Origin of the sequence: Streptomyces sp. NBC_01077 (genome assembly GCF_045162855.1) — a bacterium.
In the GTDB taxonomy this organism is placed as follows: domain Bacteria; phylum Actinomycetota; class Actinomycetes; order Streptomycetales; family Streptomycetaceae; genus Streptomyces.
In genome coordinates this window covers 9,356,956-9,369,210 of the sequence record NZ_CP108669.1, presented here as the reverse complement: position 1 = coordinate 9,369,210, position 12,255 = coordinate 9,356,956, and the positions used below count along the sequence as shown (strand labels likewise).

Annotated in this window: 9 protein-coding genes and 2 pseudogenes; 2 read left to right on the top strand and 9 right to left on the bottom strand. The window is 67.3% G+C overall.

The window, feature by feature from the left end:
* Positions 1-22: 22 nt before the first annotated feature.
* Positions 23-529 carry a hypothetical protein gene (locus tag OG462_RS41980; protein ID WP_406054164.1) on the bottom strand — a complete coding sequence of 169 codons (507 nt, stop codon included), beginning with the start codon at positions 527-529 and terminating at the stop codon, positions 23-25.
* 1,308 nt (positions 530-1,837) lie between these two features.
* Here OG462_RS41980 and OG462_RS41975 point away from each other — a divergent pair.
* Positions 1,838-3,366 (top strand): annotated as a pseudogene (locus OG462_RS41975) (ISL3 family transposase).
* A 20-nt stretch (positions 3,367-3,386) separates the two neighbouring features.
* Here OG462_RS41975 and OG462_RS41970 read toward each other — a convergent pair.
* Positions 3,387-4,588, bottom strand: a protein-coding gene (locus OG462_RS41970; protein WP_406053589.1) for an IS3 family transposase whose coding sequence is annotated in 2 segments (ribosomal slippage) — positions 3,387-4,303 and positions 4,303-4,588 — 1,203 coding nt in all. Because the reading frame shifts where the segments join, the coding sequence is not laid out codon by codon here.
* A gap of 140 nt (positions 4,589-4,728) precedes the next feature.
* Positions 4,729-5,240, bottom strand: a pseudogene (locus OG462_RS41965) (integrase core domain-containing protein); the annotation flags it as partial.
* Positions 5,241-5,317: 77 nt separating this feature from the next.
* Between OG462_RS41965 and OG462_RS41960 the strand changes: the two are divergent.
* Positions 5,318-8,011, top strand: coding sequence for a LuxR C-terminal-related transcriptional regulator (locus tag OG462_RS41960; protein WP_406054166.1), 2,694 nt, complete (start codon positions 5,318-5,320; stop codon positions 8,009-8,011).
* 61 nt (positions 8,012-8,072) lie between these two features.
* Here the strand turns inward: OG462_RS41960 and OG462_RS41955 are convergent.
* The 6 genes from OG462_RS41955 to OG462_RS41930 form a co-directional block, all read right to left on the bottom strand.
* Positions 8,073-8,890, bottom strand: a protein-coding gene (locus OG462_RS41955) for an IS5 family transposase (RefSeq protein WP_406054168.1) whose coding sequence is annotated in 2 segments (ribosomal slippage) — positions 8,073-8,542 and positions 8,542-8,890 — 819 coding nt in all. Because the reading frame shifts where the segments join, the coding sequence is not laid out codon by codon here.
* Between the two features lie 61 nt (positions 8,891-8,951).
* Positions 8,952-9,896 carry a transposase gene (locus tag OG462_RS41950; protein ID WP_406054170.1) on the bottom strand — a complete coding sequence of 315 codons (945 nt, stop codon included), beginning with the start codon at positions 9,894-9,896 and terminating at the stop codon, positions 8,952-8,954.
* A gap of 175 nt (positions 9,897-10,071) precedes the next feature.
* On the bottom strand, positions 10,072-11,274 hold the full coding sequence (locus OG462_RS41945; RefSeq protein WP_406054172.1) for a tyrosine-type recombinase/integrase: 1,203 nt from the start codon (positions 11,272-11,274) through the stop codon (positions 10,072-10,074).
* On the bottom strand, positions 11,271-11,429 hold the full coding sequence (locus OG462_RS41940; RefSeq protein ID WP_406054174.1) for a DUF5999 family protein: 159 nt from the start codon (positions 11,427-11,429) through the stop codon (positions 11,271-11,273). The genes OG462_RS41945 and OG462_RS41940 overlap by 4 nt, the downstream gene beginning before the upstream one ends.
* Positions 11,430-11,471: 42 nt before the next feature.
* Complete coding sequence (locus OG462_RS41935) at positions 11,472-12,062, bottom strand: class I SAM-dependent methyltransferase (RefSeq protein ID WP_406054176.1); 591 nt, start codon at positions 12,060-12,062, stop codon at positions 11,472-11,474.
* Positions 12,059-12,253, bottom strand: a complete 195-nt coding sequence (locus OG462_RS41930; protein ID WP_406054178.1) for a hypothetical protein — start codon at positions 12,251-12,253, stop codon at positions 12,059-12,061. Before OG462_RS41930 ends, OG462_RS41935 begins: the two co-directional genes overlap by 4 nt.
* Positions 12,254-12,255 lie beyond the last annotated feature (2 nt).

Here is a 12,255-nt window from a genome sequence, read left to right as displayed (position 1 = left end):
CGCGGGGTACGACATGGCGGAGTCAGGTCGCGTCGAGGTGGCGCCGATCAGCGGCGAGGCCCCGTTCCCGGCTCACCTCGGCGAGACGGTACTGGGAGTCAGCGAGATAAGTGTCCCGGACAGTGGGCGCATCGCGTGGGGGATCACCTTTGACTCCGGTCGTGTCCGATGTGAGACCTGGTCCGGAGACCTCCGCCTGTCCAGCACGTGACGGGCAGGCTGGGAAAGTCCAGCCGTCGACGAGATCGAGAATGGTTCCCAGTGCGCGGATGTGGAAGTACTCGCGCCCCCGAAGGGGTTTCTCGCCGACGTCCCGCATGGCGGTGATGCAGGTATTTTCCAGCTTGCGTGCCTCGGGATAGCCCTCGATCAGGCGAACGATCTGGTCAAGCCCGTCCCGTTCGTGGTGTGACAGGCGTAGACGCGGGTTGCCGGAAGTGATGCCGAACTTCACGACCTCGTTGACGTCATCGGTGACGACGTAGAAGACGTCCCAGGTCTTGCCTGCACAGATGCGACAATGCCGCATCCCGCGCGCACGTTACTCGGGGTGGGCGTTCCAGCGTGCCCCTTGGCACACCGCACCTGATGCGGCGCATCCTTGCCGAGCCACTTGGGCTCAAGGACCGTTCCTCTCAGCTCGGCAACCCTTGCGCGGAAGGCAGCCTCGGCCGTCTTCGGGTCCCTCCCGGCGCAGACCCGGCAGATCCCCTGCCCCCGTTGGACGGCGGACGGCCATGGCGCACTGACGTGGCCCTGGGCGCATCGGACTCGATGCGGCGTGGTCGCTCCCAGCCAATGCGACTCGAGGACGACGCCTCCCAGCTCCGCGACCCGGGCCCTGAACTTCGCTTCGCCGATCTTTGGGTCCCTCCCGGTGCAGGTTTGGCAGATGGCTGCGCCGCGTCGCACCAGCGCGGGCCTGGGGTGGCATTCATGCCCGTCGGGGCAGCAAACCCGGTGCGGTTCGTTTGCGCCGAGGTACACCGGTTCCAGGAGTGTCGCGCCCATCATCGCGAGCGCGTCCCTGAAGGCGCCTTCTGCTACCTCCTTGTTTGTTTCTGGCGCACGTGGAGCAGATCCCTTCGCCCTGCTGTACGTGGGCCGGCTGCGGTGCGCATTCGTGCCCGTTGGCACAACGGGCACGGTGAGGCTCGTGGTTGCCAAGCCAGCTTTCCTCAAGCACGATCCCGCCCAGTTCCGCAACCCGAGCCCGGAATGCTGTCTCAGCTTCCAGGGAACGCGCCCGGTGGGCGCACGTGCGGCAGATGCCCTTTCCGGCAAGAACATTGGTCGGATAGGTCGAACTCTCGTGTCCCGCCCCGCACCTCACCCGGTGAGGCTTCCGTGTGCCGAGCCACTCGGTTTCGAGGACCTCGCCACCCAGACCGGCCACGCGCGCTCGGAACAGCGCGTCGGCTCGCATGGAGCTCGCCCTCGACGCGCTCACGATCCACTCACCCACACGAAGGCTGAAGGTGGCTCACGCTAGAGGGCGAGGTTGTCGCCCGCCTATCGGCACCGTAGTGCATGCCTGCCGAAGTGACTGCGAGCGTCACGCCGCTGGTCATGTCTCCCCACATACATCTCCCCATGACGGGCGATCATCGCAGGGGCCACTGACAACCGAGTTTCAGGCCACCGTCTTGGCCGCCCCGTTCACGAGCAGGCCGAGAAGCATGACGGCGGTGTCGTCTGTCGTGCGGATCACCGGGTAGACCACGTCGGGCTCGGCAATGGCCGTGCCGATGTGGATGCCGCAGGGTCTGTCCAGTTAACGGCTCTGTCTCACATCCGGTGGTAACGGAGAGTGGCCAAGGTCGTGGGTGTCTGTGTGATGGATGTCAACGAGCTTGTGCAGATGGTGTTTTCAGGCATATCTCCGCTGGTCATTGAAGACGTGGCCGCTGAGGGCGGGCGGGTTGTGGTGAGGGCGCGGACTCCGAAGGAGCCGGCGCCCTGCCCGGCGTGCGGGGCGTCATCGGGACAGGTGCACGGCTACCACTGGCGCAAGGTGGCCGATGTACCGCTCGACGGCCGGAGGGTGGCGCTCCGTGTAGGAGTGCGACGGCTGGTCTGTCCCACATACGGCTGCCGCCACACCTTCCGGGAGCAAGTCCCGGGAGTGCTGGAGCGATATCAGCGGCGCACTACCCGTCTGACCAGGCAGGTCAAGGCCGTGGTGAAGGAGTTAGCGGGCCGGGCGGGCGTGCGTCTGCTGGCAGCGCTTGCCATGGACCTCTCCCGTCACACAGCCCTCCGTGCCCTGCTGGGGATTCCTCTGCCGACCAGCCGGATTCCCCGAGCGGTCGGCGTCGATGATTTCGCTCTTCGCCGGCGGCACCGCTATGCCACCGTGGTGATCGACGCCGAGACCCATGACCGGATCGATGTCCTGCCCGACCGCACGGCCGGCACGCTGGAAGCATGGCTGCGTGCGCATCCGGGCGTCGAGGTCGTGTGCCGTGACGGATCGACGACCTACGCGGAAGCCATCCGCCGGGCCCTGCCCAACGCCGTGCAGGTCAGTGACCGCTGGCATGTCTGGCACAACCTGTGCGAAGCCGCCCTGAGCGAGGTGAAGGCACACAGCACCTGCTGGGCCACCGTGCTCGACGCACCTTGTATGACGGCCCCCGCGCGCAGACCACACTCGAGCGCTGGAACCAAGTCCACGACCTGCTCAACCAGGGTGTGGGCCTCCTTGAATGCGGCCGCCGCCTGCAACTGGCCCTGAACACCGTCAAACGCTATGCCCGGGCCGACCGACCCGAGCGGATGCTCCGAGTCCCGAAATACCGCTCCAGCCTCGTCGATCCATACCGCGAGCACTTACGCAGACGCCGGGCCGAAGACCCCGGCGTCCCCGTCCAGCACCTCTTCGAAGAGATCAAAGCCCTCGGCTTCACCGGCTGCCTCAACCTCCTGCACAAGTACATCAACCAAGGCCGCGCGGACGCCGACCGCAGCCACATCTCCCCGCGCAGGCTCTCCCGGATGCTCCTGACCAGGCCCGACAACCTCAAGACCGGACATCGGGATCTCCTGGACCAGCTGACCGCTGCGTGCTCTGAGATGACCCACCTGGCCACTGCCGTCCGGACCTTCACCCCATTGCTGAAGCCTCGGCCCGAGAACGCCGACGCGCTCGAACTCTGGATCGCCCAGGTCCGTTCTGCCGACCTGCCGCACATGCACGCTTTCACCCGCGGCCTGGAACGCGACCGCGAGGCCGTGATCGCCGCGGTCACACTTCCGTACAGCAACGGCCCCACCGAAGGCGTCAACACCAAGACCAAGCGGATGGCCCGCCAGATGCACGGACGGGCAGGCTTCACCCTACTCCGCCACCGAATCGGGCCTTGACCCCGAATACTGGACACGGGTTATGCGGCTTGGGCCAGCGTAGTTGATGGTGTTGTGGCTGCTGTTTCGTAGGCGATGGGGCTGCGGTGTCCAAGGCGGGAGTGACGGCGCCGGGTGTTGTAGCGGTGGAGCCACCGGAATGCGTCGAGGCGGGCTTCGCGCTCGCTGGGCCAGGACTTTCTGCCTTGGAGTGTTTCCCGTTTGAAGGCTGCGTTGAAGGACTCGGCGAGTGCGTTGTCCGCGCTGGACCCGATCGTGCCCATGCTCTGGATCACCCCTGCTGACCTGCAGGCTTCGGCGAATGCCCGACTCACGTATTGCGCGCCGTGGTCGGTGTGCATGATCGCACCGGCGAGGCTGCCGCGGGTTCGCTGGGCGGCGGCCAGGGCGTCGGTGACGAGCTCGGTTCGCATGTGCTCCGCGAGTGCCCAGCCGGCCAGACGCCGTGAGGCGAGGTCGATGACGGTGGCCAGATACAAGAACTTCCCGCCTTCCAAAGGGAGATACGTGATGTCACCGACGTACTTACTGTTCACCGTGTCGGCCGTGAAGTCCCGTTTGATCATGTCGGGGGTCTTCGCGGCCGCCTCGTCCGGGATCGTGGTGCGGTGTCTGCGACGCAGCCGCACTCCTTGCAGATTGATGCTTCGCATCACGCGGGCGATCCGCTTGTGGTTGACATGTTCGCCGTCCGCGCGGAGCTCGGCGGTGATCCTGGGAACGCCGTAGGTGCCATCCGATTCGAGGTGCACGGCCCGTATCCGGGCTGCGAGGCGGGCGTCGGCCGCCTGGCGGGCGGCCCGGTCGGGGGCTGTCGCGCGCCAGTGGTAGAAGCTGGAGCGGGCGATACAGAGGATGGTGCACAGCCGCTTCACGCCGAAGCGGCGCTGATGGTCGGCGACGAACTGGAAGCGGTTCACCAGCGCGTCTCCCCGGCGAAATACTTCGCCGCCTTCCGCAGGATCTCGCGTTCCTCCTCCAGCTCACGGACCTTCTTGCGCAAAGCGGCGTTCTCCGCCTCCAGGGGCACCGGTGGCCGGGCCGGTTCCTCCGCCCGGTGACCGCGGGGACGGCTCGCGCCGCCCGCCCGGATCCAGTTGCGCAGCGTCTCGGGGTTGATCCCCAGATCAGCGGCGATCTGCCTGATCGTCGCTCCGGGCCGCGACTGGTACAGCGCGACAGCGTCCGCCTTGAACTCCGGCGGATAGTTCTTCATGACCACGAGATGTCCGTCCTCAGATCCACAGGATCCAGTCTCTCGTGTGTCCAAGATCAGAGGGTCAAGGCCCATCCTCCTCGGATAACACCACTCTCCGCTACCACCGGATGTGAGACAGAGCCGTTTTTCTTACAGTCCCAGGCGTATTGACCCGCAGCGTTGTTGACGCGGCTGATGGGCGGGTGTCCGTCGAGTGCGGTGTGGCAGCGGTGGTGGTTGTAGGTGTGGAGGAGGTCTGCCAGGGCTCGGTGCGTTCGGTGTTGCTGGTGTAGTGCCGTAGGTAGGCCCATTCGTCGAGGAGGGTGCGGTTGAAGCGTTCGACCTTGCCGTTGGTCTGGGGCCGGTGGGCACGGGTGAGTTTGCCGGTCGCGCCGAGGTCGGTCAGGACGTTTTTCCGGGCCAGGCCCTTGCGGTAGGCCCAGGCGTTGTCGGTCAGGACCCGTTCGATGCGGGGGATGCCTTGGTGGTGGAAGAAAGCGGTCGCGCGGGCCAGGAAGCCTGCGAGGCGGGAGTGGTCGTCGACGGCGGAGTGGACGTAGTCGAATCCCATGTTGTTGCGGGTGGCCCGTCCGGCCTGACGGCCCAGGGCCTTGTGACCGCCGCCGTCGGGGATCCGGCCGAGTTTCTTCACGTCCACTTCGCCAGGATGCCACCTGGCTGAGTAATCTTGCTTAAGAGAAGTTCAGCCGCCGAGATCGTCCTCGACTGCCTGGACCACTCCAGGAGGCTGTCATGGGCACGCAACGACAGCAGTGGTCAACGTGGCCGCTGGCCGGCCGGGAGGGCCAGCTGCAGGAGATCACGGCGGCGTGGGCGGATCGACACTGCCGCGGCGTGGTGATCTGCGGTCCGGCCGGGGTAGGCAAGTCCAGGCTGGCTGAAGAGTGCCTGGCTCGGGCTGTCCGCGACGGGTGGAAGGGGCGACGGGCCACCGCGACGGCAGCGGCCGCCGCGGTGCCGCTGGGCGCAATCGCCCACCTGATCCCGCCCGGGGTGGATCTGTCCGACCCCGTCAAGGCTTTCGCGACGGTGGCTACCGCGCTGGCCGGCCCAGGCCGTAATCGCCGCCGGGCCCTGTGGGTCGACGACCTGCACCTGCTGGACGCCACTTCCGCCGTGCTGCTGCGCCAGCTGATCGACGCCGGGGTGGTGCGGCTGATCGCCACCGTCCGGACCGGCGAACCGCTCGGTGAGACCATCGACGCCTTGATCGGCGGGGACGCGGTGTATCGCGTGGACCTGACTCCGTTCGACCGGCAGCAGACCGAGACCGTTCTGCGCGCGGCCCTGCAGGGCCCGCTCGGCCGTCGCGCTCTGCATGACCTGCACACCGCCTCCGGCGGCAACGTGCTCTACCTCCATGAACTGGCCCAGGGCGCCCTACAGTCCGGGGCACTGGTCAGTGACGGGGAGATCTGGGAAATGGCCGAAGATCGGCCGACCGGTACCCCGAAACTGGCCGAGCTGATCAGGACCCGGCTAGCCGCCGCTGACTCGGCCGCCCGCCCTGTCCTGGAGCTGCTGGCCTTCACCGAAGCACTGCCGCTGGCCGACGCCGAGCATGCCGCCCAGCCGGAGGCGCTGGAAGCGCTGGAACAGACCGAGCTCATCCGGATCGTCATCGACCGCCGCCGCACCACGCTGCGACTCGCTCACCCTTTGTACGGCGAGGAACTGCGCAACAGCATTCCTGTTCTTCGCCGCCAGAAGCTTCTGCTGGACCAGGTTGGCCGTACCCAGGCTTACGGAGCGCGCCGCCGTGACGACGCTCTGCGCATCGCCACCTGGCAGCTGGCCGCCACCGGCACCGGCGACCCGGCACTACTCCTTCGAGCGGCCACCCTCGCCCGCCACGCACGCGACTATCCCCAGGCCCTGGCTCTTCTGCGGGCTATACCTGAAGAGCACTACACAACCGCGACCCGCCTTATCCTTGCCGAGGTGCTGTTCCAGCTGGGTTACTGGGACCGGGCTGAGACTCTTCTCTGCGAGGTTGGCCGAAGCGCTACCGATGAGCGAGAAAGAATCGCCACAATACTTGGCCGAACCAGGAACATGGTGTGGGGAAACTTTCCCCCTGGGCAAGCGTTGGCTGTCATCCAAGATGCCGAAGCCAACGCTGGCAATGCCACCGGGCGCCACATTCTGCGGTCGGCCGAAGGTTTTATCCGTATCATGGCCAGCCAGCCAAGGGAAGGCCTTACCCTGCTGGAGGATCTGGAGGCCGACATCAGCATGGCCCCGGATGACGGCGCCTGGCTACGAGGCGCCTTCAGCAAGACAACCGCGCTGGCGATGCTGGGCCACACGCACGAAGCCATAGCCTGGGCAGAGCGCGCCTATGCCGCCAACATGCACGTGGACGAAGGCGCCCTGGTATCCCACGCCGCCGTCCAACGGATTCCCCTCATACTCGCACTCAGTGACAATGGAAGCCTCGCCGAGGCCACCCGCATCGGCGAATACGCCGACACCGCCACGTCCCGGATCAGTCCGCTCGCGGCGATCTGGCTGGCTCTCTTGACGGCCCGCGCCCAGTGGCTGGCAGGACATCCCGCCAGTGCTCGCTACTGGTACGCCAACGCGGCGGCCCGCGCCCGTGCCATTGACCACAAGATGGCGCTACGACCATCGTTCAGCGGGCTCGCGGCCTGTGCGGCGGTGCTCGGAGATCAACACGCGGCTGAGGCCGCACTCAAGGAGCGTGACCACTCGCCACGGTTGGCCATGGGCTTTCAGCCGCCCGGGGAGGAGGACCTGGGACAGGCCTGGGTGTACGCAACGCGCGGCCACCATGCGCAAGCTCGGTCCGTCCTTATCCAGGCGGCCAAGGCCGCCCAAGCAACCGACTGCGTCACCAGCGAGGCACTACTCCTGACCGATGCGGCCCGCCTCGGCGCCGCCGCCGACGTCCAGGACCGCCTCTCCGAACTCGCCGCGCAGTGCGACGGCACACTGGCCCCGTCCCGGGCCCACCTCGCGGCCGCGCTGGCCGCAAACAACCCCGAACGCCTAGAGACCGCTGCTGCCGAACTGGAAACGATCGGCGCGGACCTACTGGCCGCCGAAGCCGCCACCCAAGCAGCCGCAGCCTGGCAACGAGCCGCCCAGGCCCGCAAAGCCGCCGCTGCCACCCAGCGCGCCCAAGCCTTGGCAGCGCGCTGCCAGGGCGCCCGCACCCCCCTGCTCACCACCGCCCACACCGCCGCCGCGCTCACCAATCGGGAGAAGGAGATCGCCCTGCTCGCCGCCGGCGGCACCGCCAGCAAGGACATCGCCGCGATCCTGCACCTGTCGGTGCGCACCGTCGACAACCACCTCCAGCACGCTTACGCCAAACTCGGCGTCACCACTCGCCGCGAACTCGCCGACACGCTCGGCACACCGACCACTCACCCCAGGGATCCGACCGTAGCCGGCCGGTAGTCGCCCTGGTATCGGGTGGCTGCCCGCGCGCCTCCACGGCAAGCGCCTCTTAGCCCGTGTCCTATGTGGTGAGGCGGACGAGTCGCTTGTAGCAGCAGATGGCTGCGGCGAGGCCGAGAAAGGCCAGGTAGTTGCGGGGGTGGCGTTCGTAGCGGTGGTTGAGCCGGCGGTAGCCGGTCAGCCAGGACATGGTCCGCTCGATCACCCACCGGCGCCGCCCGAGTCGTTCCGACGACTCGATTCCCTTGCGGGCGATGCGGACGCCGATGCGTTTGCCGCGGAGCCATTTCCGCAGTTCAGGTACGTCGTAGGCCTTGTCGGCGTGCAGGCGCTGGGGCTTGAAGTTCCGGCCGCGGTAGGGGTCGTGTCTCGTTTGGTGACCGAGCACCATGGGCTTCAGAGCCTGGCTGTCGTGGGTGTTGGCGGCCGAGACGCCGACGATGAGGGGCAGTCCGTTCGCGTCCGACAGGACGTGCATCTTGGAGCCCGGCTTGCCCCGGTCCACGGGGCTCGGACCTGTGAGTTCGCCCCTTTTTTAGCCCGTACGTGGGCGGAGTCGAGGACTGCTCGGGACAGGTCGAGCAGGCCGGCGTCGTCGAGACGGTGCAGGATCTCCTCGTGCAGTCGGCCCCAGACTCCGGCGCGCGACCAGATCAGGAATCTGCGGTGGGCGGTCGACTTCGATATCCCGAAGCATGGTGGCAGTGCCCGCCAGGCGCAGCCGCTGACCAGGACGTAGATGATCGCGGCGAACAGCGTCTCATCAGGCGTGTCCTGCGTACCACCACCCTGCGGCCGAACCTTCGACGGCGGGATCAGCGGCTCCGCGATCTCCCACAGCCCGTCCGGAACAATCCAACTCCACGTACCCCGCCCCATGACGGTCTCAACGACCGCCTCACCACATAGGACACGGTCTTAGAGGGTGTTCGGTACTGCTTTAGGCTGCCGCGGGGGGTTTCGGGCGGAGATATTGCCCGGTTTTGTTCGGGCTGGCGGTCAACCGGTTGGCCATGGAGTTCACCATGGACCAGTGGATCATTGACCGGGACCGGGTCGGCAAGGCTTCGTAGTCGCGGTGCAGGCGGCGGTACCGGCTCATGATCCCGAAAGTCTGCTCCACACGCCATCGGACTTTCTGGACCACGAAGCCCTTCTGCTCCGCATCACGTGAGACGACTTCCACATCGATGCCAAGGTCCGAGGCGTGCGCGATCATTTTTGCCTTGTATCCGGCGTCCACCCAGGCTTTCGTCACGGTGGGCAACTTTGTGGCGAGTTCGTCGGCGGCGAGTTTGCCGCCGTTGGTGTCCTGCACGCCGGCGGCGGTGACGATCAGGACCAGGAGGAGCCCGAGGGTGTCAGTGGCGATGTGCCGCTTACGGCCCTTGACCCTCTTGCCTCCGTCGTATCCCTGCGTGGCCTCCGGTGCGTTCGGTGATGCCTTCACCGTCTGGGCGTCGATCACTGCGGCTGTGGGCAGGATCCGGCGGCCCTTCGCGCGCAGGCCGTGCATGTGGTTGAAGTCGTAGCCGTCGACCGCGGCGAAGAACTTCTCCAGGTAGGGGTCCGGTTGAAGCTCACGGAACCGCTCGGGGAAGTCCGTGAACGTGTTCGCGCGGAAACCTGAGATCGACGGCCGGATGACTCGCAGGCAGAAGGCGAGTTTGATCCCCGCGGTCAGGTCGCCGCTGTCGACGTGATCCCCCGGCGCGGCCAGGCCCCGGACGGGGTCAGCGCCCTCGCTGTCGAACCCGCTGGCCTCCCATCGCTCCTGCCAGGTCGAGCCTTCCATCTCCTCCAGGACCGCGAAAATCCGTTGGACGGCTCGCTGCCGGCGCCCGGGATTCGGCCGTCCCCTCGTCTCCCGCTCGACGATCCGCACGATCTCGCTCGCTGGTGCTCTGGAGAGGTCACCGAAGGGACCGGGCGGCGTGCTCGGCAGAGGCGCCGGCACCGCCTTGAGCTCGGCGCCGGCGAAGCGTGTGATGGGTGCCGGGACGAACGGCTCGTCGCGGTAGTCGATGCGGCGGTTCCGGGCGGTGAAGGTCTGCTGCGTGTCAGCCACCGAACACCACCTTGAAGTCCTCCGGGTCGTAGCCGGGCGCGATGCTCGGCCGGACCCGGGGCCGGTGGTAGTGCGCCTGGAGGGCGTCGAAGAGGTCCTCGACCTGGGCATGCAGATACCGGCCGGTGGTGGCCAGATCGGCGTGACGCAGGATGGCCCGGACCTCGGCCAACGTCAGGTGGGGGTCGTTGGCCATCCGTTCCGCCGCCGTGTGTCGCAGATCGTGCAGGCTCCAGTTCGTCTTGAGCCTGTCGTTGGCGCGCTGGACGACGCGACGCATCGCCCAGTAGGTCAGCGGCTTCTCCGGGCCGCGACGGGTGCGGAAGACCGGCGCATGAGCGGCCGGCATGCCGACGGCGTCGAGGTAGGCGGCCAGCACCACCAAGGACTGGGGGCTGACCGGGACGGGCTCGCGCAGCTTCGTGCCCTTGGAGACGACGTAGACGATCTGGCCGGGCCAGTCGATATCGCCGGGCGTCACGCCCAGAAGTTCCGAGGCACAGGCGCCGCTGGCGACGTACAGAAGCACCGCGGCGCGGTCACGATCGTGGTTCATGGCCGCGAAGAACTCGTCCCACATCGCGTCGGGCATCGCCCGGGGCTCGGTGACCGGGACGCGCTGGCGAAGGCGTGCGCGACGGAAGACCGGTGCAGCCTCCATCGGACTGCGGTGGGCCAGAGCACGGCGCCGTGCCTCCGAGACCGGCACCGGGTTCATCAGCGGCCCGCGGCCCGAGTAGCGGTGGAAGTCGTAGAAGCTGCTGACCACGGTCAGTGCGTGGTTGGTCGTGGTGGGCGCGTACCCGGCCCTGAGGTACCGCTTGCCGGTACGCGGGTTGACCGAACCCGGCTGCGGCGACGCCGCGCTGGAGCGACGGCGCTGCGGATTCACCGCGGTACGAAGCCATCCGACCATCACTGCCACCTCTCCTTCCGTTGCCTTGTCCCAGGGCACTTCCAGCAGCCACAGAAACCGGAACCAACGCAGCAGGTCATAGGCGTAACTGCGGCCGGTTGATGGACTGTTGTGGTTCAGAGCGAGGTCCCGCAGGTACGGCACCACGGGCTTGACCGGCTCCCCGTCCGGGCCAAGCACGGCGTACGGCGGGTGCTGGGTCTCCAGCTGAACGACGGAGCCGACACGGGGCAGGTTGACCCGCCCCTCCATCAGCTGATTGCGCAGATGCGACGTCACACGGAGCTCCTCGGGCAGTCGGACATCGCAGTGCCCAACGACCTCAAGAAGGTGCAGTTAACACACCATCCCTGCTCCGGGTGGTGGGCGATCAGAAGAGCAGCTTCACGGTCGGCGGAGTCGGCGGTGGGACAGGCCGTTTGATGCATGCACACCGTGGCCTCCTCGGCGGTTGATCGAATGGGGTAGGTGAGGGATCAGATGTAGGGACCGCGAAGGAGCATGACGGTGATCTCGCCGTGGGGATCGAGGTCATACCGCTCCCACTCGCGCCATCCCCGGGCGAGCTCGCGGACCTCTTCCTCGGGCATCCCGATGCCCCGGCCGTCCCGGATCCGCTGGGTGACCGCGGTGGTGACGTGCAAGATGCCGTCCTTGTGCAGCCACCGGCGGGCATCGGCGACGAACCGGGGTTCCAGGAAGTTGAGGACGTGCCTGCACGTGATGATGCCGACCGTGCCGGGCTGCAGGGGGCGTGGGATAGGGTCGGCGTCGAAGTCGTGGACCTCGTAGGTGACCGCGCCGTGCTGCGCGTGAAGCTGTCGGGCGCGTTCGATCGCCACGGAGCTGTAGTCGTAGGCGGTTACGGCCAGCCCCAGGCGGGACATCTGGCAGGCCCACTCACCAAGGCCCGTGCCGACGTCGACGGCGATCTGACCAGGGGCCGCGTCGGTGCGGTCCTGAAAGCGGAACGTCTCCCCGGGGTCGATCGGGAGGAAAGACGCGTCAGAGGCCGAGTACACGGCGTCCCAGAACGCCGACTTTCGGTACTTGAGTGGCACGGTCATGGCGCGACCCCCGTCTGCTCGGGGTCGCCGGACGGAAGGGTCTGGCACACATAGACGCGAGCGAGGTCGAAGCGACGGTCGTGATCGTCGCCGGCCTTCGCTTTGAAGAGGTTCATCGGCAGCGGACTGGTGGGCGAGGGAACGATCGCCGCCAGCGCCTGGCCGGGAACACGGGTGTCGAGCGGGCTCAATG